The following is a 22655-nucleotide window of genomic DNA, read 5'->3' as shown; positions in this document are numbered from 1 at the left end:
TGAAAGTTCTTTGTTTGATAATTGGGATTGGTCCCTCTAGCTGTGCATCCTGTCAAAGCAGATAGTAACATGACGCCAGCAATAGGGTATATCAACTTTTTCATTAATAAACACCTCCATTCATAAGATGATTCTGTTGAGGTAGCATTATTCAAGTAATTAGTTCCATTTTTTAGAGTTAAAACGTCGTGTAGATAGATATATAAAGATTGTGCCACAAGATTCCAATGACATTCATCCTGCTCAGCTTATATACTTATCTATAGAGCAGTTCTAATTTCACCTGCCATCGAGACTTCTTAGAACAACTAGAAGGGATGATAGGATGAAATCCAAAAAACGTGTTATACCTTTCATCATCACCGTGATGTTAATGGTTTCCAATATGAATTTGGCTTATGCTCAAAATGATGCCAATCTGGCGGTCAAAGACTTGATCGATAATTATAATAAACGTCTGGAAGTCATTCAACAGCTTAATAATCAAGAAGAACAGATTCAAGGTCAGCTTTCTACGATTAACCGGCAAATATATGAATATGATCAATTGGTTAGCGAGCTGCAACCCGATATCGATAAAATTACAATGAAAATGCAATCCATACAAATCAATATCAGCAATACCGAGAAGAACATTGACTATCGTAATCAGTTATTGAAAAATCGCCTTAATAATATGTATACAAGCGGAAATCTCTCGGTTTCATTTATTGAAGTGCTTTTGGGTTCTACGGATTTTGGCGATTTTATTAATCGGGTGAGTATGCTGACGATGGTTATCAAATCGGATAAGCAATTGATCGAAGTCATGTCGCAGGACAAAGTAAATTTGACAAAATTAAAAGATGAGCTTGACCAACAACAAAGTTTGCTCTTGGCACAGCGGAATACATTAAGTTCTGCAAAGGCTGCACAAGAAGAAAAGATCAATCAACGGATTGCTTTATTAGATCAGTTACAGAAGAAAAGTCAGGCTGAAGTGGATACTGCTCATAAAGTAGAAGAAGACTTGTCGAGTATTGACGATAAGCTTACCCCTGAGGTTGAGGCGCAGCTCAATGCTGTCTTACAAAATAAGGTATGGAGTGACGGTTTTTGGGACTGGCCGGTTCCTTCCTCCCACATGATTACATCGGATTTTGGCCCGCGCGTACAAGAATTTCATGCGGGAATCGATATCGGTGCACCGATCGGAACATCCATCGTTGCGGTAGATAACGGGATTGTGCTTTACGCCGGGAAAGCGAACGGATTCGGCAACTGGGTTGTTATTAAACATTCCAACGGTTTAATGAGCGTATATGGCCATATGTTTGGAGCCGGGATCTACGTATCCGTAGGTCAGGAAGTAAAACTCGGGCAAACCATTGCAGTTGTCGGGAATGATGGGCAATCGACAGGTCCCCATCTGCATTTTGCCGTTGCTACAGGAATTACCGGAAATAAAATGAACTATATTGATCCTCGCCCTTATTTGGATAATAAAAAACTATAATCATGAAAACTCCCTTGGCGGCCATGTCCAACTAGGGAGTTTTTGATTTATAACCATGGGTACAATGGGCTGAATACATAGTTGCCAATTTAATGAATAAAGTGATGTAAGGAATTGTCATACTAAAGGAGGCGTACAGGTATGCGGCTTGAGCCTGATTTTCCAGAGGCTGATTTAGTCATTTATAACGCTAACATCGTAACCATGGATGAATCCAGACACATCGCAACAGCAGTTGCCATTAAGGGAGACCGTATTATTGCTGTGGGCAGAGATGCCGATGTTATGTGCTATAAAGGACCAAAGACTCGTGTTGTGGATGCTAACAAGCGCCTTATGATTCCAGGATTGAATGATACGCACATTCATCTAATACGCGGCGGATTGAACTATAACTTGGAGCTGCGTTGGGATGGAGTGCCGTCGCTTGCTGACGGTTTGCGTATATTAAAACAACAAGTAGACCGTACACCACCACCGCAATGGGTGCGCGTCGTCGGGGGGTGGTCGGAGTTTCAATTCAAGGAACGCCGATTGCCCACTTTGGAAGAAATCAATCGTATAGCTCCGGATACGCCCGTGTTCATTCTGCATTTATACCAACGAGCCCTTTTGAACAAAGCGGCTTTGCGCGCGGTTGGGATTACGAAGGATACGCCGGATCCACCAGGCGGTGAAATTCAACGGGATAGCCAAGGCAATCCGACCGGGCTGCTATTAGCCAAGCCGAGCGCAACGATTCTATATTCGACTTTAGCGAAAGGGCCTAAACTATCACATGAAGATCAGTTGAACTCCACGCGGCTGTTCATGCGTGAAATGAATCGCTTTGGCGTGACCAGCGTCATTGATGCCGGCGGCGGCTTTCAGAATTACCCGGAAGATTATCAAGTCTTTGAGGAACTCGACAAGAACGGAGAAATCACTATTCGAACGGCATATAATTTGTTTACGCAGCATCCCGGCCACGAACTGGACGATTTTAAAACATGGACGGCTACATCGAAGCCTTATACGGGGAGCCCTTATTATCGTCACAACGGCGGCGGTGAAATGCTTGTATACAGCGCAGCTGACTACGAAAACTTTGCCGAACCTCGCCCGATTTTGCCCGCTGTCATGGAAAGCGACTTATATAATGTTGTCCGGCTGCTGGTTCAACAGCGCTGGCCTTTCCGACTCCACGCAACCTATGGCGAGGACATCACGCGCTTCCTCAACGTGTTTGAACGTGTAAATAAGGAAGTTCCATTTAAAGATCTACGGTGGATCTTCGATCATGCTGAAACGATCCGCGAGCCGGATCTGGAACGCGTTATCGCGTTAGGCGGATCCATTGCCGTTCAAAACCGGATGGCGTTTCAAGGAGAATATTTCGTTGACAGATATGGAGCTGAAGAAGCTAAGCACGCTCCACCTGTCGTTAAGATGCTTTCACATGGATTGCATGTAGGCGTCGGTACGGATGCTACGAGGGTAGCCAGTTATAACCCTTGGGTTTCCTTGTACTGGCTAATTACCGGTAAAACGCTTGGCGGACTGCGCTTGTACCCTTCTTCCAATCGGGTCGACCGGCACCAAGCTCTTCGCATGTATACAGCCGGAAATGCCTGGTTCTCGAAGGAAGAGGATGTAAAGGGCCAAATCAGGGTAGGTTATTACGCAGACATATCACTCCTTTCTGATGATTTCTTCCGTGTCTCCGAGGAAGAAATCAAACGCATTGAGTCCGTATTGACTGTCGTAGGCGGTAAGATTGTTTATGGCGCTAGTGAATTCGCCAGATTATCGCCTCCAGCTCCGAAAGCAAGTCCAGACTGGTCGCCGATCAATTACTATGGCGGATACTGTAAAGCCCCGCATGATGGAGGCGGGGGTGGTCCGTGGATACATCGGCCGCAGCATGCGCATCATTGCGGCCATCATCACGGAAGCGGGTTCTGCGACTTGGATTGCTTCGTCTTTTGAACCTAACAACTAACTCACAAACAGAAAGGTCTGGCATGTATGTCCGATTTAACGATTAAAGTCAATGATAACGGTCCTTTACGGATCATGGGAAAAGTAGACATGGTGGATGCAGAGGGGAATCGCTTTGAGACCCCGGAATCTTTTATTCTGTGCCGCTGCGGACTATCCGATAAAAAACCGTTTTGTGATTTGGCACACAAAGGCAAGTTTGAAAGTGCTCCTCGTGCTGCCGATCAGGCTTAAATACAACAAAATAACCTTGAAGAGACAGCTGCGAGCTTGTCGTTCAAGGTTTTTTTGCATTTCTCGGGAAGCCGGCAGTTCAGGATTATGAGCGGCGATAGGCTTTCTCGTGAAATTTAATTATGCTTCGGAACAGCACCTTCCCGTCATCCGGCAGCCGATCCTTCTCATTAATAATCCTTCAAAAAAAGTAATGATAAAAATCGGTATGAGTTTTATTAAAATGTTCAGTCACCCGAAAGTTGAGAAAGATAGTCCTTTAAATAAACATGTTCTCTTTCATAAAAAGCAAAAATAATTCAGCTAACGGATACAAGAGCTCAAACTACATCACGAGGCTAACGCAGGAATAATTCGGCGGCCTCGTTAAGCTATCGGGCAGGATAGAGGAGCATAAGCGCAATATATCATGGTAGTATATAGAGTGAACACTGATTTGTGGAGAGGAGGATTTCTTGTTGAAGTATAATGAATTAATGGAACTGAAAGATGTATTCTTCCTTGGTCTTACAGAGCCTGAGATAAACGTATTAAGGCTTTATTTTAGCAGAAGCAATATCAGTGATACGCCTGAACCGCTCATTATAAGGTGAGAAAAACTTTGGAGATTCGTATTCAATAAATATTGATAAAAATTCCCCGATAATACAAATTGATTTTCACACATACATTGCGTATTCCATTCGAAATGAATCATTTACATCATGGGATGATTATGAGGAATTTGAAGGGAAGGGAAGATATTTAGGATTTACAAGAAATCTAGGTATGTATCCCGAAATCATCCCGCCAATACATCATCGATATATGTTCTTGTCCTCCGACACATCCGACATTTGTGTCGCGAAATGTCTGGTGACAAGAACATTATCTCATTAATATCCGTGTAAATCGCGGCTTTTTTATTTTATGGGATCAAGTTCTTGTCAAAAACCAATGACAAGAACTTGATCCCATTCCCGATTTTGACAAGAACTTGATCTCATTCCCGACGGATCCCCGGTCGAATACATTTTTGTTACGGTGAACTATAGCCTAATACGACGTAGTGCAGCTGCTGACAAAGATCGGCAGGCGTGTTCAACTAAAGGGCAGAATAATGCAACTGTCTAATGAATATTTATGGTATATTTTAGTGGATGAGGAAGGAGAGATTAATGTGGGCTTTGCATTCTTGGATTTAGAATTTATTCCTGGTAAAGAAGTTGACTTAGTTATCTCTGAGAAAGTTCCAGGTGATGAAGAGAAGGGATTTGTTCCTGCATATAAATACAACATCGTTCGAGCTGGTTCCAATGAAATCACAGGTAAAATAGATGTTCGGATTGGTAGCAATGAAAATCTTTATTATGGTGGACATATAGGTTATTCGATAACAGAGAAATTTAGAGGGAACCATTTCGCTGCAAAGGCTTGCTTATTAGTCAAGCAAGTAGCACTAGCACATGGTATGGAGAAATTAATTATTACATGTAACCCAGATAATTTCCCTTCGAGAAAAACTTGTGAGTACATCGGAGCTAAATTGAATGTAATTGTTGAACTCCCTCCACATAATGACATGTACCTTGAAGGAGAGAGGCAAAAATGTATTTTCGAGTGGTCATTATTGAGCTAACGGATACAAGAGCTCAGCGATAGAATCGATCCATCGCTTTTTCTGTATTTATTACGGCGGGCCGCTTAATATATGCGGCTTGGTTGTGAAGGAGGCGAATTTTATGCTCTATATATTTAGCGGGTTGCCAGGCACCGGGAAGTCCACGTTATCATCGGCTTTGGCTAGAGAGTTTCAGGCTACGTATCTCCGGGTCGATGTCGTGGAACAAGCTATGCGGGTTGCTGGGACGTGGGCAGATGGACCCGCGGGTTACATCGTGTGTTATGCGATTGCATCGCAGAATCTCCGACTGGGACTCGATGTGATAGCAGATACGGTCAATCCCATCGAAATAACGCGCCAAGATTGGCGCAACGTGGCGGAATCTCTTGGAACTCTGTTTGTGGAAATCGAAGTAGTCTGCTCAGACGATCGTGAACATAGGCATCGAATCGAAACGCGTGTAGCCGATATTCCCGGCTTTGCTTTACCTACATGGGAGCAAGTCAGGAACAGACAGTACGATATTTGGGAACGTGAACACATCGTCATCGATACAGCTCACCAAACTGTGGCCGAAAGTCTGAAGACGTTGCGCGAACGGTTGGATCGGGAGCGTAAGAAGTTTAGTAGATTCCGCTAACGGAGACGGAGCTTCAGGGCAACAGGCTGCTAGCATCAATGGCAGCCTGTTGAGCTATCGGGCAGCATTCCTATTATGAAGAAATACGAGACTTGAGAAACAAAAAGGCTCCTTGGTATGATGTTTATGGGTCCACGATGCTGGCCAGCTAACGGATCCAAAAACAAACCAAGGAGACTACAAGATGCATTCTACTCAAAATGAACGAATTAATCAAATCACTTCTTCTACCTTAATTGTCGGTGTCGACATCGCCAAATTCAAACATGTGGCTCGAGCCCAAGACTACCGCGGAGTCGAGTTCGGGAAGCCAATCACGTTTGAGAACAACCGGGAAGGTTTTGAATTGTTTGTTAATTGGTACCAAAAGATATCAACGGAGCAAGGATTCCAGGACGTAATTGTCGGCATGGAGCCGACAGGCCACTACTGGCTGAATCTTGCATATTACTTAAGAGAAAAGCGATTTAGGTACGGTGTGGTGAATCCACTGCACGTGAAGAAAAGCAAAGAACTGGACGACAATTCTCCAACGAAGAATGACGTTAAGGACGCGAAAGTAATTGCACAGCTAGTCAAAGACGGGAGATACGCCATACGAAGCCTACCTCAGGGCGTTTATGCAGAACTGCGGGAAGCGATGATAACTCATTTCATGTCGGGTGACAAGAACATATACGCTTATGAAGCCGCATATCTGCGGCTTTTTTCATTTTAACGATAAGTCAAAAGCCAGTGACAAGAACATATATCGTTTGCCGATTTAGGACAAGAACATGTATCGTTGTCCGCAGTTGAGGATTATTCTCAATTTGAATGCTTAAAAGGCAGGCAGAAGAGCGATGTGTATTCAAATCCAAGCAGTGAGAACAAACAATATATAAAATACGTAGACCAGTATGTAGCTCGATTAAGAATTTAAATTATCAGCGTTGCCGATAACTTGTTGTTATTGGTAACGCTGATTTTTTTTTCGAGGGGGAACGGAACAGAAACATTAATGTATAGAAGAATGTATAGAAGTTCTTGTCGTTTTTGTATAGAAGTTGTCGGGTGACATGAACATTATCTCTTTATTAGCCGCGTAGATCGCGGCTTTTTGCGTTATGGGATAAAGTTCTTGTCAAATTTTAATGATAGAACTTTATCTCATTCCCGATTTTGACAAGAACTTGATCTCATTCCCGACAAGCGTCATGACAGAGGTATTACCGTTCGGGAAACTCAGGTCATACAGGATATTGAAGGTGCTCTGGTTCGCTTTCGGATCGGTCAATGAGGATGTATCGCATCAACACGAAGATGACATGTTCAATTTTGACCGGGATTGGATCCATTGATTAGCTGGCTAACACTGGGAGACGGCGGGGATCAGGAATTATAGCAACTCTATGGCAAGATGCCAGCATTTTCTAACGGATGTGGTACGCCAAAAAGAGCCGGGCACCCGAAGGCGAATAAGTGCTGAATCTGATTTGCCTGGACGGAGTCCCAGGCGGAGGTGATCCGTGTAATTTCCTTCCAGTTTTGTATTTACGAAGTTCAGCAATTTGCGTAAGATGGAGGTATTCACGAAGTTCGTGAATATGACGTTATCCGAAACCTTCGAAAGCATGTTGAAGACACGATATTAACCATACAAAACCAAGAAGAACAGACCGTATAAATTAGACGCGCCAGCAAGCGAGCAATTGGGTAACCCCCTTCGCCGCCGCGGCGCTTTTTTAATGATGTCAGAAACCAAAAAGTGGTATATACTACCAATATCTAAGGGAGAAAGAATAAGAGAATGGAATGAAGCTAGTCGCAATGGAATTGTATGTTGGAAAAAGAAACTAGAAGAATAAAAAGCAGAACAAGAAAGAATCAAGCTAGTCGCGATAAAATATTAATGGGTAGGGGAAGGAAATAGAAGAATTCGAAGGTTGTTCAAGAGGTCGAAGGCATCGGATAACAACGTATTCATGCATCGGGGTATCCGCCCCTCGGTCCGGCCGAGGATTTTCGGGGAGGCAGGAGCAGCCGGACACATCTGCAAGACTAATTACGCTGCGCGAACCGGTGTGATGGATGGCTGCGCCGATCCAATCTGTCCCTTAAGTCTTTTGACGTCGTGAATACAGTAACGTTATGTGAAATGACCGCAGTTCAGAAAAACAAAGCCAAAATCCGGGAAAGTATTTGAGGCCACAACACGAGCACGTATTATCTTAATTGAAGAAAAAATTGGTGTACAGGTCTGGGAGCAGTTGGGTAATAGTTTGCAAATTTTGTTCAATGGACTCTACGAAGGCATTCTGTGGGCCGATAATCTGTGATTCAATTTCAGGTGCTGAGGCCTGTCGGCCGTTTTTTGCAGTTGTTTTAAATAAAATCGTCATATTAGAAGAGCTATGGATCGGCATCGAACAGCCTTGCACGATGTCCATCGCCATTTCTTCAATATTAGTCGTTGTTGCATGAATATTGACTTGCACTTGTGTGACGATTTCTTCAACGAATTTTTATCTTCTGGGTGATTTGGGATATAACGTATTAGTGGTGCCAAAAGATGCATGTAAACCAGTTCTTTGTCGACGACATATTCAACTTACATTAACCAACTTTGAAGCTTTGGCTGTGAGATGTCTTTTACCTTATTCTTTTGAGGAAGCATTTTTCAACACGTTCAAGGATTATGTTTTGATGTTTCATCATCTTACAAACTGAGCTCCTTTCTTTAAAAATTAAATTAGAAATTTAACACAACATTAATATTACCAGATTGTCGGAATATATCTTTTGTTTCGTAAATTTAGGTTAATTTGCAGGATTAAATTCTTGTATTATAATTCAAACGGGAAGTATTCGTTTTTCTTTTTTTTGCATTTATGTATAATTGACAGGTATTATAAAATAAACATCTGGTCAATAATGAAATAACTTATTCAAGTTATTTAGTCTATTTTAAATAAAGACAAAAGGGGAAGATGTAATGCGAAATGCAGAGGTGACAAGAGAACGAATACTGGAAGCCGCAATGAGAGAGTTTTCATCTTTTGGAATAGCAGGGGCACGTGTAGATCGTATAGCTAAAGCAGCAGATTGCAATAAAAATATGATTTATATCTATTTCGAAAGTAAGGAGAAGCTCTTTACTACTGTCCTTAAGAAACATCTTTCACGCGTATATGAAGAAATACCTTTCCTTCCGCAAGATCTCCCTGGCTTTGCCGTACAAGTGTTTGATTTCGCCATGGCTAATCCCGATCTGATGCGCTTAATGACTTGGTTTAGCTTGGAAAACAAGGACGAACATCTGGTTGACAGAGATACTGCCCAAAACTCGAAAGTTCAAGCATTGTTAGAAGCACAAAACAATGATCAAGTGGGGCAAGCATTTTCACCGGGTTTCCTATTAACGGTTGTAATGTCGATAGCTACTGCATGGACGACAGTGAACCCCTTTGGACCGTTTATTGATTCTAATTCTTCCAGCAATAATTATAATGAAATTCGGGATTATGTATCAAAAGTAGTAAGTATGATAACTCAGAGCAGCTGACTGGTCGCCGATTTCATCTTCAGCGACTGGTATAGTCAGCAAATATAGGATTTGGTCCTGTGCCCGCTTTATTGACGACATTATCGAAGTGGTCCGTACCCCATGTAGAAGCCAGGGCATCTTTTACGATAGCAATAAATGTATCGAAGATATTCTCTTTACTCACATCAAGCTTAAAGGCAATGGCTTTTCGGCCTGATTTTTCAACATACTAGACGACTTTCTCTGCTTCTTCTCGATTGGAATTGTAGGTGAAGATTGAATCAACCCCTCTTATAGCTAGTTCAAGAACAATACTGGCCAATGCCGTGGCTTCCACCAGTAAACAACAGCAATTTTGGTAATGTTAACTCAGTCCCTTTCATTTATTCTGATTTTTTGCTACATAGCTCTATTATTGATATAACTAAAAAGTCAGTTATGAAAATTTCAAAATAATCGCTCATGCAAAAAAGTAGTATGACCAGACGATGATTTTGTATTTATTGTCGGTTCATATTAGTCAATTATATACGAAATTAGGATTATCTCCCCGAATCCGGAGTTGTTTTGAGAGGTCGTTAATTCTTTTGCTGTCGCGGGTTTGTGCTCTAAACCAATTATGCCAATGAAGACTTGATGAAGTCCGCTGACGCAGAATTGTTTCGCAGGATATAGATCGATTGCGTCAGTCAATTAGTGCCGTCGCTGCTGACTCCAGAATTTAACAAGTTGAAGATAGGAGGGGCTCTTTCCATAAACGGTGGTTTTCGTGCTTTTTTATCAAAAATGCAATCCTAATTTTTACATTGACCTAACTATATAGTTAGTTATATATTATAGACATCCGGTCGACATGAGTCCCGGACAAAACTTCAGAAAGAAGGAAATTTCAAATGTCAAAAATCGCGATTGTAACTGGCGGCAGCAGAGGGATTGGCCGCAGCACCGTACTTTCACTAGCAGAGCGTGGAATTCATTCAATTTTCACATATAACACAAACGTCGAGGAAGCAGAAAAGGTAGTTGAACTCGTTACAAAATTAGGCGTCAAAACAACTGCGTTAAAACTGGATACAAGTAATACAGCCATGTTCGACCCCTTTATTACAAGCGTGAAGGAAGTATTGGCAACGTGGGGGCATGAAAGTTTTAATATTCTTGTAAACAACGCTGGTACATCCCATCATGGGTCTTTTGCCTCCACGACTGAAGAAGAGTTAGACGCTTTATATAACATTCACGTCAAAGGCGTATTTTTCCTCACCCAGAAGCTACTACCGCTAATCAATGACGGCGGCAATATCGTGAACATTTCGACTGGCTTGACTCGTATTATTGTCGGCAGCGCTCCTTATGCAGCTGTAAAAGGGGCGATTGAAGTGCTGACGAAGTATCAGGCAAAAGAGCTTGGGGCACGTCGTATAAAAGTGAATGTTGTAGCCCCTGGTGCTATTCAAACCGACTTTAGCGGAGGCATGGTACGGGATAATCCGCAAGTAAACAAAATGGTATCGGATATGACTGCACTTGGCCGCCCTGGACTTCCAGAAGATTTAGGTATGATGATCGCTTCTCTCGTTTCTGAAGAGAATCGTTGGATAAATGCACAAAGAATTGAAGTTTCAGGTGGTATGGGCATCTAACCTGCATGTTACCGAATTCTGATTTGGTTTGAATATATGGGATGCTTCTGTCGTTGTCATGAAGCACAGAAGGATGCCCTGTATGTCGATTTGGGAGTTGCCAGCTAAAGTGCGCGTTGCGAAATATTTGCCTTATAACGCTTTCCTGCCACTGAATATGGGAACGTACAATTCGCTCTGTCCAACGGTGTACCGCTTATTGGGGCAGGCGATTCGGAAGACAGGCCTGAAGTCAACCAGCGTATCGCATGGTCTGAAGCTGGCTTGAATTTGTAGTCGGGAACGCCATCGGTTGAACAACTTCGAGATGCTATAAACAAGTGCTTACCGATGGGAAATTCCGGGAGCGCCTTATAGTCATTCTCTTCATTCAGTTGAAACTAAACAAGGTAATTCTGTGTACAAACTTCATCTAAAGCAGCTCTTGGCCGAATACGACATTGCTTGCCAACAACTGCAAGTGGTTGAAGCAGAGTTAATTGCTGTGTCAGACTGTATTCCTTTTGCGAAATCAATGCGGATTCACTAGGAGAGGCCGGGATTGTGGTTCAAAGGAAAGAAAATATATCTTACTAACCGTTTGGTTAGGTATATAGTTTACTCGACCGAATGATAATATGTTCGGAAAACACATTTATGAAAGAAGGAAATTAAACATGTCCAAAATCGCTATTGTAACCGGCGGCAGCCGAGGCATTGGTCGCAGCACCGTTGTTGCGTTGGCAAACCGCGGCTTTGATACGATCCTCACTTATAACACCAACAGCGAGGAAGCAGATACGGCAGTTAAACTTGTTCAAGAATCAGGCCGCAAGGCCGTTGCGTTAAAGCTGGACGTAAGCAATACCTCCACATTCGACGCTTTCGTTACGAGCGTGAAAGAGGCGTTGTCAGCTACATGGGGCAAAGATCGTTTCGATATTTTGGTCAATAACGCGGGCACTGCCCATCACGGCACATTCGCATCCACGACGGAAGAAGAACTGGATACGTTATATAACATTCATATTAAAGGCGTCTTCTTCTTGACTCAAAAGTTGCTTCCGATTATGAACGACGGCGGCGAAATCGTGAACGTTTCTACAGGCTTGACCCGGATTATCGTCGGCAGCCCTCCTTACGCAGCCGTAAAAGGCGCGATCGAAGTATTGACGAAGTATCAAGCGAAAGAGCTTGGACCACGCCGCATCAAAGTAAACGTCGTCGCTCCGGGCGCCATTCAAACCGACTTCAGCGGGGGAATGGTACGCGATAATCCGCAAGTAAACAAAATGGTCTCGGATATGACCGCGCTTGGTCGTCCCGGGCTTCCCGAAGACCTCGGCATGATGATCGCGTCGCTCGTATCGGAAGAGAATCGATGGGTGAACGCGCAACGGATCGAAGTATCCGGCGGTATGGGTATCTGATTTAATGTACATGTTTATCAAAAAAAACTGAAATCGAGCGTGACCTGTCGAAGTAGGAACTAACTTGCTAAAACAGTTCACGCTTTATTCATTTATTTGATTCGACATAACAGCAGGTAAGGGGCTAAACATCTATGACCAATTTGAAAAATAAGGTTGCTTTAATCACCGGCTCCGGGCGCGGTCTCGGTAAGGCGATCGCCGAGCGGTATGCTTCTCTAGGTGCAAATATCGTCATTAATTATAGCAGCAGTAAAGCTTCGGCTGAGGAAACGATGGCTAATGTTTTAAAATATGGCGTTAAAGCTATAATGCTTCAAGCGGATATTTCCAAAGCGGACGAACTCCGAGAAATGTTTCAATTATCCTTGAAGGAATTCGGGAAAATCGACATTGTCGTTGCCAACGCGGGTATTGAATCGGAACGAATTCCGACGGTCGACATATCGGAGGAACAGTTCGACAAGTTTTTCCGAATCAACACCAAAGGTACTTTTATTACTTTACAAGAAGCGGCCAAGCACGTTGCGGATAATGGACGGATAATTTATATTTCGTCTAGCACTACAGCCAGCGCGTTGCCCGGAGCAGCTTTGTATGCCAGTAGCAAAATCGCGCCAATGTACCAGGTAGAGGTGTTAGCGAAGGAAATCGGCTATAGGGGAGTGACCGTCAATTCAATCGTGCCGACGGGCATAGAAGGTGCGGGAGCATTTTCCAATCCGGAGGAACGCGCGGAATTTATTAAGCAATTTACTCAAAGCCATCCCATGAGGAGGCTGGGCAATTTAGAAGACGTAGCGAATGTCGCCGAATTTTTCGCTAGCGAACTTAGCTCTTACGTGAGCGGCCAGCAACTGCTACTAAGCGGGGGAGCGTTACAATAATTTTTAATTATTAAAAGGAATAAATGTAGGCCTGTTGATTAACCAATATTTAGTTAAGGGAAAACCACATATAAGGCCAAATAAACATTCCATTCTGGAGGTTGAAGTGCACCCCCTATAATAGACATTGGATAAACCCCCTGGGTAAACCGATGAATTTATAGGGGGTGCATTTTTCATGGCGATTAAAGGACAAACGTTTAAACATTATCCAGAATCATTGAAAATCGAGGCAGTTCGACTGCATGTTTAAGAAAGCTGGAGCTACAGAAAGATAACGGAACAATTAGAAATACGGGATAAAGATCGTGTGAAGAGGTGGATGAGTAGCTATCGCAAAAGTGGAATCGATGCTTTCAAGGATAAACGTGGGAATCCTTCGACAATAGAGACAGAGCATGAACGCCAGATACGACGGTTGCAGTTGGAGGTAGACATCTTAAAAAAGTGGATACAAATCTTAAAACGGGAGGATTGCAGGACAGATACGACGTCATTGATCATTGATGTGCTAAAGAAAACCAGAAGTGTTAAGGAACTATGTGGCTATTTGGGGTTACTACGCCTATGTGAGGCGCAGAAAGGAAGTTCGGGACGGTGAACTAAAACTCAAAATCAAAACGATCTATGAAGAACGAGATAAGATTCTGGGATACCGTCGCATACGAGATGAGTTATACCGTCAGCATAATCTTATTGTTAACCATAAGAAGGTTCTGCGCCTTATGCAGCAGTTAGGCATCAAGTATGATGATCGGAATGTCTCTGGTCATGATGCCCGCGCAGACAACGGGCTTGAATCAGCTGCCTAGCCACCTTTATGCGCACGGCACCGCCATCTTGAACACGTTGCAGCAGGTTGCGGGTGCGATCGGTATTGCTTTGTTCATCAGCATCATGTCGTCTGGCGCGAAAGATTATATGAAAACATCACCGGACCCGGCTTCGCCGCATGAAGCGCTCCAATCGATGGTCGCGGGGCTGCACGACTCTTTCATGTTTGGCCTGATCTTGGCGGTGTTTGCGCTGGTCATCAGCCTCTTCATTAAGCGCACCCATGCGCCGAAGGAAAATAGCCCTAAGCAGCTGTTAACCGCGAAGGAGCAAGTGAACAAAGGATAATCAATACAGGACGATCATCTATGTTAAGCACAATTTGATCACAGGGGGATGCAAGATGACTGAGCATATCAGATGGAGCCGTGGATTCATACGGATTGACGAAATCACGCGAGATGTTTCATTTTCTTGCGGCATTCAATCAAGGAGGATATCATAATGAGTGAGGGTAAGGGCATGCCGCGGACTGCAGTGGTGACAGGTGGCAACAGTGGCGTCGGTTTGGCCGTCGCTGAAGCTCTCGGCAAGAAGGGCTACAAGGTTTGGATCGTGGGCCGGAACGCCGAAAAGGGCGCGGCCGCAGTGGAGCGGCTTCGGCCCCACTGCTCGGCGGGGATCGCATTTTTGCAGCTGGACGTGATGCTGTTCAGCGGCATCGAGCAGTTTGTATGCACCCTCAGGCCGCAGCTGGGCGGGCGGCTGGATGCACTGGTTCACTCGATGGGTGTAGTTGGCACCAAAAGGAAGGTGAGCTCCGATGGACTGGAAGAAGGCTGGGCGACGCAGTTCCTGGGCCGCTATCTCCTCACCGAGGCATTTACGCCGGAACTCTCAAAGTCCGAGGATGGCCGCGTGGTCTTCGTCAGCGCGCAAGCACCGAAGAAGCCGCAGTTGTTCGAGGACGATCCCTCGCTCGAAAAGAACTTCAGCACCATGCGCGCGATCGCGCAGAATCAGTCTGCGTGCGTGCTCTATGAACAGATGTACGCGGCCGAACATCCGAGCGGACCGGCCATTAGTGGCGCTGTCGCGGGTCTGGTCCGCGATACCGGCATCACTCGCGCGCATCCCGGTTTTGCCAGGGCGATCGCCGGCGTGATGTATAACCTCTTCGGGATCACGCCTGCGCAGTCCGCGATGAATATCGTGGCGCTCGCCAGCGATCCAGCACTCAAGGATATCTCCGGCTACTGGTTTTCAAAGCCGCAGGACCTCGAGAAACGTCAGAAGTTGGCGTATGACGAGATGCACGTGGAGTCTTTACGCCGCCTGCTCGGCAGGTACGAAGGCGTTAGAAACACTCTGCTGTCGGTCTGATTCCAACCATACAGCCGGCCGCTCTCGCCCTAAGTGGAAGATTGGTGAACGTATCGAGATTGGATGGCATGGAGGAGACAACCACGTAACAGGACTGACTATTGACGGTGATTACGATGAATACATGGTGGCCTTCGAGGAAAGTTTGTCTCGTATACCGGATGAATTGTCCGCCTTAGAAGCTGCACCACTTTCTCGCGCGGCAGGGACAAAGAAGAAGGAATTCGCCATCTTGGTGCACATCATTATATCGATTCTGAACAAGAAGATCCGGCTCTCGCATTGAAGGCACTTGGGGGAGATAGAAACAAAACGTAAGCCAAAAACCGAGATCAAGCTGATCTCGGCTTACTTAGTTTTTTCTAGATGGATAAGCAAAGAGAAACAAAGTATATAATGTGACACATCATATGTCGGGTGACATGAACATAGTAACATGCCGCATATATTGCGGCTTTTTTGTTTTATGTTATCAAGTTCTTGTCAAAATGAAATGTCCGACAATAGTGAACTCATCATTGTGTAGCTGGTTCAGGTGACAAAAGCCGAGATCAGCTTTGTAATTTTGCAGAAAAAAGAGGATGTCCAATGACACAAATGTGCCTACATAATTTTAAATGCAAATGCCTGAGGAATCAGGCTTATTTATTTTTATGTAGGAGGATTTGTGTCATCTAAAAATGCACAAATGTACCAACATTGTAGTCTGGCGACACAAAATCACCTACATTTTAGGAGATCAATTTTTGGATCGAATCACTCAAGAGATTATCCACTTGCCAACAAAATAATCCTAACCGCTCGGCTAACGGGCAGCATAGTTATTTGGACAAAGGGTATATCATGTCTTTTGGCGAACTTAGTGTAATCAATTATAAGAAGTCGTTGCAAATAATATCATAATTGCCGAGGTTAGGAAGTGACAGATTGATTGTAGTATTGGAAAAAATTACGGATGAAGGATTAGATGCTTTAAAAAATCTCTTTGAATTTGCTGCGTATGATCTTTCAGAATTAAATAGTTCCAACATTAATGAAAAAGGATCGTATATCTCGATTCTCAATTGCAGAGATTGGTATGAAGATCCAAACTATGATTTATTTTTTATTCGAGTTGATGGAGAATTAGCAGGATTTGTTATCATAAAGCATTTATTAGAGGAAGAAGTGTACTACCTCAATCACTTCTTTATCTTGAGGAAAAATCGTAGAAATAATATTGGAAAGCAAGCAGCTATACAGGCATTTAAATTATATATGGGAAAATGGAGAGTGAGTCAATTCGATTGGAATACTCCCGCACAAATCTTTTGGAGAAAAGTTATTAAGGAATTTACAAGCGATCAGTATTATGAGATCAGGAGAAAAGATAACAAAGGCCCAGCTCAAGAGTTTACTTATTGTTATTCAGAATAGTTTATCGCTGACTTCTGAGACAGTAACAAGTAAGTTAGTAGGGATTCTGGTTCCTTATATGGATATTTATTTAGTAGTTCAATGAAAATTGAGAGGGGGCTATTACAACAAATGGATTATAAACAAGAGTTGATTGAGACTATGGAAAAAATGGACATTGAAAACGCAGAGTATTGGTCGGACCAAGAAATATCCGACAAAAAGTATGCGACACTTGCAATGCTTCGATTTTTAAGACCATTCCAAAAATCATTAGACAATTACTTAGATAGCCATGAAAATTGGATAAAAAACGAGATGACTAGAAGGAATAGTAAATTATCAGGCGTACTTGATGAAATGATTAGTGCTGGTGTAAAGTCAGAATCTATCGGAATTCTAGCATATTGGATTTCGAGAATGACATTGAACAGCGTATTGTATAGATTAGATGACCCCGCAGGTGGGGATTATGATTTAGAAAATGAAGGTGAAGATCTCCCAAGATGGGTCCTGTTAGAACAAATAATATCAAAAGAAAATAATAAAATTGATGGAAAACTAACTGGCAGAATGCTAGCTGGAATGTATGAGGTATTCCCTTTAGAATCCTAATGAATAGAAATTCACACGAATGCTTCACTACGCTTAACGAGAAACAATATCACACAAATAACAGACTTCCGGCAGAAAACAATGAGCAGGCTGAGAGCAGACAAATCTGAAAAGGGAGAGATAAGGAATATTGAAAAAAAGATTTTCGGTTGGCAAGGCAGAGTGGTCAGATACAAAAGAAGAACAGTATAGAAAAGACAGTCTAGTTATTGCTTTTGGATTTGGAGACGAGACATGGCTAAAGTTAAAAGATTTCTACGGAGTCTAACACGATTCAACTAACGCAGAACGTTTGTTTAATTAGAAACCAAGACGAGGCTGCCGGCACTTCGGCAGCCTCGTTGAAGTAATGGGGCAGTTAAGTTCAAACACATAGAAATATAAAGTGTTAAAATAAATGAAATATTCATTTTTCTGGAGGCGTGTATGGAGAAAAGCGTAGTTATTGAGGAGTATAGCTCGGATTGGTTTTTTCAATATCAAAAAGAAGCTATGAAAGTAAGAGAAGTATTACGTGATAGAATTCTTGGAATTGAACATATTGGTAGTACATCGGTTGAAGGATTAGGCGCAAAACCGATTATTGATTTTATGGTTGGAGTAAGTGATTTAAACAAGGTAGATGAATTCATTGAACCATTACACAGAATTAACTATGAGCACGTTTTTCACAAGGAACTTCCAAATAGAAGGTTCTTTAGAAAAGGAGAAAGAGGTGCTGGCACACATCATCTGCATATGTATAAGTTTGGTGGTGAAGACTGGGACAATAATATTTTGTTTAGAGATTATTTAAAAACGCATCCAGATGTATTAATACAATACTGTAGCTTGAAGAAGAAGCTTGCTGAAGAATATCCTAATGATAGAGCTGCATATACGAAAGCTAAACATCCCTTTATAACACAAATAATTGAAAAGGCTAAAATTGATACAAGTAATGGAAAATGACTATTAGGTTGAACTAACGTAAGAACGTTGTTCAATACACAGCAATGGGAAGCTGCCGGCACGATCGGCAGCCTTTCGCTCACCTAAACATTCCTGTTAGGGCTAAGAAATAGCCTTTGTCAAAAAAGGAGCGCCTCGGTATGATGGGTTTGTCGACGGGTTTATAACCCAATACCATCAAGGAGGCGCTCTCACTATGAAGTTTAAACAAACAGACGGACAAAATCAACGTATTGAACGAATTACCACTTCTCATCTTGTTGTGGGCATCGACATTGCGAAGGAAACTCATGTCGCACAAGCGACTAATTTTCGCGGCATCGTACTTTCTCAGCGTCATCTCACATTTTCAAATACAATTGAAGGCTTCGAAAAATTAGTACGGTGGATCGATGGACTGAAACAGAAACACCGTTTACAGGGACTCATCATTGGCATGGAGCCGACTGGACATTACGGTTCAAACCTGGCTAATTGGCTTGCTGACAAAGGCATAAACGTTGTCATGGTGAATCCGGCCACCACCAAAAGAAACAAGGAGAATCGCGACAATAGTCCATCTAAGAATGATCCGAAGGATGCGCTTGTCATTGCCGACGTGGTCAGCCGAGGATTTTACTATGAATACTCTCGACAAGCTGCAGTCTTTCAAAGGTTGCGAACAATGATGAGTGATCGGGAATATTGGGTGACAAATAGTGTACGGCTGCAGAACCGAATCATCCGCTGGATAGATATTCGCTTCCCTGAGTATTTTTCTGTGTTTAAAGATTGGACCTGCAAACGTTCCTTGGCTACGCTTAAGGAATTCCCATTTCCGCAGGATATAGAGTCTCTGTCCGTATCTGAGGTGATCACCGCTTGGAGAGCGCATATGCAGCGAGCCGGTGGTTCCACTGGCATGCAGAAAGCTGCGCAACTTATCTCTCTAGCTAAGCGAAGTGTAGGCGACAAGACTGCTCTCAATGAAGCGAATCAGGATTTACACCGACTCTTGCAAGAGTTCGAACGGATTGTTGAAATACTAAATGAAATTGAAAAAGATATCCAAAAATTGCTCAGTGAAATTCCTATGGCCGATCAGCTTCGATCTATCAAAGGACTAGGCTCAATCTGTACGGCAGCTATTCTTTCAGGTGCTGGTGACCTTAGACAGTATGCGCATGGGCGCCAATTATTACGTAAAGCAGGCTTGAACCTAGCCGAAAGCACGTCGGGAAAACGTAAAGGACAGATCGTGCTTTCTAAAAGAGGTGATGCTACACTGCGAAAATATCTATATCTAGCCACGATCCAGCTCGTAGGGAATAATCCTGTGTTCCGACAGTTACATGAGAATAATGTTCAAATCAAGCATATGAAGAAGCAACAGTCTGTATTTAAACTGCTTGGAAAACTGGCACGAATCATCATTAGTATTGTTCAAAAAGGAGAAACTTTTTCTCCTGAGATAGCTGCTCCAACGTTTACGCAAGCTGCTTAAAACGAACTTAATGATCACATAGATTGACTCATTCGCAGGATTTCAAAAAAGAAAGCACGGAGAACCGAGCTACTGCCCGGCAAGGGCTTCAGACCCGTCCGCTAAACGCTATCGGTCTCCACGCCTTGGTCAGGTGTAACGAAGGAATGTAAGGGCATAGACCCGTTGAGCCATGGGATGGTGAACACCAAGGAGAAAGTGGAGTATGCGTGCAGAAGAATAGCACTTGGAGAAATGTTCCACACGTTTCTTCTGTTCCCGCATATCCAAACATGGAACGACGGTGTCTAATAAGCTTACTTTCTGGAGCACAGCTGTTATACATGGCGACGAAATCCTGCGAATGAGTGAGTAAATGTAAGATAAATCCTTAAAACCGAGGGACGGGCAGTTTAGCGCAACTATCCAAGTATTGGAAGCGTAAAATGTGTAGTATGGTTTTTCTGCGAAAGAGGGGGTTTGAAGGTACCGCCCTTCGGGGAGATCGTTAAGGGAGGCCGCGATGAACGAGAACGCATTTGACGAACAATTATTTACAAGCTTGAAGCCGGGCTTAACCTCGTTCTGTTACCGAATGCTAGGCTCCATGGACGATGCGGACGATGCCGTTCAGGAGACGAGTATTCGGGTCTGGCAGAGCTGGAGCACGTTCAGACAGGATTCCTCGTTCAAAACTTGGGTCTATCGGATTGCCTCCAACCTGTGCTTGGACAAGCTGAGACAATCCAAACGTCGCGCGCTTCCCGTTGACCTGTTCGACCCGGCCGTCGCCATCGTCGAGCCGCGCGACACGCTGCCGGACTCTGCCTGGATCTGGCCGTCTCCCGACTTTGGGGGCAATCCGGAGGATCGGCTCGTCCGCAGAGATACCCTTCAACTGTGCTTCATCGCTCTCCTGCAGACCTTGCCTCCGCGGCAGCGCGCGGTACTCATATTGAAGGATGTATTTGAATGGTCCTCCAAGCAGATCGCGGAAACGTTGGCGATGTCGCCGGCAGCGGTGAACAGCGCCTTGCAAAGAGCCCGAGAGACGATGGACCGGGCGCAGCTTCGCTCGGATGAGCTCAGCAGCATGGACGTTCAACCGGAGCAGCAGCTGCTGTCCCGGTATGTGGAGGCCTTCGAGCAATTCGATATTGCTGCGCTCGTCGCGTTGTTCCACGAGGAAGGCTGCATGTCGATGCCGCCCTTCGAGATGTGGATCCGCGGCAAGGAAGATTTGTCCGCTTTCTATTCGCTTACTCGCTGGCATTGCGAAGGTTCGCGATTTGTGCCCATTACGGTGAATGGCGGTTATCCGGCGTTGGCCCAGTATATGCCGGGCAAAGAGGGCTCTGGCCTGGTACCCTGGGGCATCCACGTCATCGAAACCAAAGAAAATCAAATCCTGCACGTTCAAAACTTCATTCATACGCCATTATTTTCGCGATTTGGGCTGCCTGAGCGAATTGACCAATGAATTTCGTCATTGGCTTACGTCTATATCATTGAGAATAACCAAACGACGAATATCATGAGAGAGGTGTCAATTTAAAATGGAAACGAGTCACGAGCCGTCATTCAAGCCCCTGTCGAGAAGGTATGGCGCTATTGGACCGGGCCGGATCACATCACGAAGTGGAATAAAGCGTCCGAGGACTGGCATGCGCCGAGAGCCGAAAACGATCTGCGGGTCGGCGGCAAGTTTCTGACACGAATGGAAGCGAAGGATGGCAGCATGGGCTTTGATTTTGGCGGCGTCTACGATGTCGTGAATCGGCATGAGGCGATCGGCTACACCATGGAAGACGGAAGAAGAGTGGATATTGCTTTCGTCGATCAAGGGAATGAGACGAAGGTCATTGAAACGTTCGACGCGGAAAGCTCCAATCCCGTCGAGTTCCAGCAAGCAGGCTGGCAAGCGATCATGGACAATTTCAAAGCCTATACCGAACAAAACTAATCATCGCGAAGAAGACGCCGGGGAAGATGCCCGGCGTCTTTCTTTTTGAACCCTAGTACGAGCGTGCTCTCCGTTAGCCTTAACCTTGTGCCTCATCCATGTTCATGTAGTTAATGGCCCACAGATGGCCGTCCAAGTCCACGAAGCCCCAATGATACATGAACCCATGATCTTCAGGTTCAGCGTGCAATTTCCCGCCCAAGGAGACCGCGGTATTCACGATTTCATCGACCTTTTCCCGGCTCTCGAAGGCCAATGCGATCGTCATCTGCGCATACTTGCTCGTATCGACGGATTCCTTCTCCGTGAGCGTATTAAAGAATGCTTGATTGATCAGCATGACCTGCAGGTTGTCGCCGATCACGATGGCTACCGAATTCTCGTTCTCGGGGAATTGCGGGTTGAGCTCGAATCCGAGTCCGGTGAAGAACGCTTTCGATTGTTCTACGTTTTTTACAGGCAGGTTGAAGCTCGTGAATGCGGACGTTAATGCCATTTTCAAAACACCTCTTCGTCAAATTAGTTTGTGTTCATTTATGCCTTCGTTTATATAGACGACAGCCGATCCGGGAATTCATCGGTCTCATGGATTCGGAAGCGTAAATTTTGAAAAATAACTTGGTATTGAGTTCGGATACCCGCCATTCCCGTAAGGTTGCTTATTCTTATTGTGCAGGGATAAAGATTGAACCTCC

General features: G+C 44.1%; 23 protein-coding genes and 2 pseudogenes. 23 read left to right on the top strand and 2 right to left on the bottom strand.

From position 1 onward, the window contains the following. The first annotated feature begins 325 nt into the window (after positions 1-325). The 6 genes and pseudogenes from QFZ81_RS15530 to QFZ81_RS15505 form a co-directional block, all read left to right on the top strand. Positions 326-1495: a murein hydrolase activator EnvC family protein gene (locus QFZ81_RS15530; protein WP_307442908.1), complete on the top strand. Its 1170-nt coding sequence runs from the start codon at positions 326-328 to the stop codon at positions 1493-1495. 141 nt (positions 1496-1636) lie between these two features. Further along, complete coding sequence (locus QFZ81_RS15525) at positions 1637-3463, top strand: amidohydrolase (protein ID WP_307442909.1); 1827 nt, start codon at positions 1637-1639, stop codon at positions 3461-3463. Between the two features lie 39 nt (positions 3464-3502). Continuing rightward, positions 3503-3709, top strand: a complete 207-nt coding sequence (locus QFZ81_RS15520) for a CDGSH iron-sulfur domain-containing protein (RefSeq protein WP_307442910.1) — start codon at positions 3503-3505, stop codon at positions 3707-3709. Positions 3710-4808: 1099 nt separating this feature from the next. Beyond that, positions 4809-5327 (top strand): GNAT family N-acetyltransferase, encoded by a 519-nt coding sequence (locus QFZ81_RS15515; protein ID WP_307442911.1) that lies wholly within the window; start codon positions 4809-4811, stop codon positions 5325-5327. A 103-nt stretch (positions 5328-5430) separates the two neighbouring features. Continuing rightward, on the top strand, positions 5431-5952 hold the full coding sequence (locus QFZ81_RS15510) for a P-loop nucleotide/nucleoside kinase family protein (protein ID WP_307442913.1): 522 nt from the start codon (positions 5431-5433) through the stop codon (positions 5950-5952). 184 nt (positions 5953-6136) lie between these two features. After that, positions 6137-6595 (top strand): annotated as a pseudogene (locus QFZ81_RS15505) (IS110 family transposase); the annotation flags it as partial. 1567 nt (positions 6596-8162) lie between these two features. Here QFZ81_RS15505 and QFZ81_RS15500 read toward each other — a convergent pair. After that, positions 8163-8429: a spore germination protein gene (locus QFZ81_RS15500; protein WP_307442915.1), complete on the bottom strand. Its 267-nt coding sequence runs from the start codon at positions 8427-8429 to the stop codon at positions 8163-8165. Positions 8430-8926: 497 nt separating this feature from the next. On the opposite strand from QFZ81_RS15500, the gene QFZ81_RS15495 reads away from it, so the two are divergent. The 17 genes and pseudogenes from QFZ81_RS15495 (at position 8927) to QFZ81_RS15420 (ending at position 21960) form a co-directional block, all read left to right on the top strand. Then, a complete protein-coding gene (locus tag QFZ81_RS15495; protein WP_307442917.1) occupies positions 8927-9496 on the top strand; it encodes a TetR/AcrR family transcriptional regulator in 570 nt (189 codons plus the stop codon). A gap of 875 nt (positions 9497-10371) precedes the next feature. Next, a complete protein-coding gene (locus QFZ81_RS15490; protein WP_307442918.1) occupies positions 10372-11121 on the top strand; it encodes an SDR family NAD(P)-dependent oxidoreductase in 750 nt (249 codons plus the stop codon). A gap of 82 nt (positions 11122-11203) precedes the next feature. After that, positions 11204-11389, top strand: coding sequence for a hypothetical protein (locus QFZ81_RS15485; RefSeq protein ID WP_307442919.1), 186 nt, complete (start codon positions 11204-11206; stop codon positions 11387-11389). 388 nt (positions 11390-11777) lie between these two features. Beyond that, entirely contained in the window at positions 11778-12530 is a 753-nt protein-coding gene (locus tag QFZ81_RS15480) for an SDR family NAD(P)-dependent oxidoreductase (RefSeq protein ID WP_307442920.1), read from the top strand. 134 nt (positions 12531-12664) lie between these two features. Next, complete coding sequence (locus QFZ81_RS15475) at positions 12665-13417, top strand: SDR family oxidoreductase (protein ID WP_307442922.1); 753 nt, start codon at positions 12665-12667, stop codon at positions 13415-13417. A gap of 271 nt (positions 13418-13688) precedes the next feature. Continuing rightward, positions 13689-14018, top strand: a pseudogene (locus tag QFZ81_RS37345) (transposase); the annotation flags it as partial. Then, complete coding sequence (locus QFZ81_RS15470; RefSeq protein ID WP_307442925.1) at positions 13945-14229, top strand: IS3 family transposase; 285 nt, start codon at positions 13945-13947, stop codon at positions 14227-14229. The pseudogene QFZ81_RS37345 and the gene QFZ81_RS15470, both read left to right, overlap by 74 nt. Further along, positions 14213-14539, top strand: coding sequence for an MFS transporter (locus QFZ81_RS15465; RefSeq protein WP_307442926.1), 327 nt, complete (start codon positions 14213-14215; stop codon positions 14537-14539). The genes QFZ81_RS15470 and QFZ81_RS15465 overlap by 17 nt, the downstream gene beginning before the upstream one ends. A 156-nt stretch (positions 14540-14695) precedes the next feature. Continuing rightward, entirely contained in the window at positions 14696-15574 is an 879-nt protein-coding gene (locus QFZ81_RS15460) for an SDR family NAD(P)-dependent oxidoreductase (protein WP_307442928.1), read from the top strand. Then, positions 15495-15860, top strand: coding sequence for a hypothetical protein (locus tag QFZ81_RS15455; protein ID WP_307442930.1), 366 nt, complete (start codon positions 15495-15497; stop codon positions 15858-15860). The genes QFZ81_RS15460 and QFZ81_RS15455 overlap by 80 nt, the downstream gene beginning before the upstream one ends. A gap of 641 nt (positions 15861-16501) precedes the next feature. Continuing rightward, positions 16502-16990, top strand: coding sequence for a GNAT family N-acetyltransferase (locus tag QFZ81_RS15450; protein ID WP_307442932.1), 489 nt, complete (start codon positions 16502-16504; stop codon positions 16988-16990). 111 nt (positions 16991-17101) lie between these two features. Continuing rightward, entirely contained in the window at positions 17102-17584 is a 483-nt protein-coding gene (locus QFZ81_RS15445; RefSeq protein ID WP_307442934.1) for a hypothetical protein, read from the top strand. Between the two features lie 130 nt (positions 17585-17714). After that, positions 17715-17852, top strand: coding sequence for a hypothetical protein (locus QFZ81_RS15440; protein WP_307442935.1), 138 nt, complete (start codon positions 17715-17717; stop codon positions 17850-17852). 158 nt (positions 17853-18010) lie between these two features. Then, positions 18011-18535 carry a GrpB family protein gene (locus QFZ81_RS15435; RefSeq protein WP_307442937.1) on the top strand — a complete coding sequence of 175 codons (525 nt, stop codon included), beginning with the start codon at positions 18011-18013 and terminating at the stop codon, positions 18533-18535. A gap of 196 nt (positions 18536-18731) precedes the next feature. Next, a complete protein-coding gene (locus QFZ81_RS15430; RefSeq protein WP_307603425.1) occupies positions 18732-20018 on the top strand; it encodes an IS110 family RNA-guided transposase in 1287 nt (428 codons plus the stop codon). Positions 20019-20520: 502 nt separating this feature from the next. Beyond that, the gene (locus QFZ81_RS15425; protein WP_307603423.1) at positions 20521-21477 is read left to right on the top strand and encodes a sigma-70 family RNA polymerase sigma factor; all 957 of its coding nucleotides are present in this window, start codon (positions 20521-20523) and stop codon (positions 21475-21477) included. Positions 21478-21576: 99 nt separating this feature from the next. Continuing rightward, positions 21577-21960, top strand: a complete 384-nt coding sequence (locus tag QFZ81_RS15420) for an SRPBCC family protein (RefSeq protein WP_307606913.1) — start codon at positions 21577-21579, stop codon at positions 21958-21960. A 79-nt stretch (positions 21961-22039) separates the two neighbouring features. Here the strand turns inward: QFZ81_RS15420 and QFZ81_RS15415 are convergent, their stop codons facing one another. Continuing rightward, on the bottom strand, positions 22040-22456 hold the full coding sequence (locus QFZ81_RS15415; RefSeq protein WP_238171709.1) for a VOC family protein: 417 nt from the start codon (positions 22454-22456) through the stop codon (positions 22040-22042). Between the last annotated feature and the right edge of the window lie 199 nt (positions 22457-22655).

The sequence above is a fragment of the Paenibacillus sp. V4I9 genome, assembly GCF_030817295.1.
In the GTDB taxonomy this organism is placed as follows: domain Bacteria; phylum Bacillota; class Bacilli; order Paenibacillales; family NBRC-103111; genus Paenibacillus_E.
The sequence above is the reverse complement of the archived record's forward strand: the minus strand, read 5'-3'. Positions and strand labels throughout refer to the sequence as shown.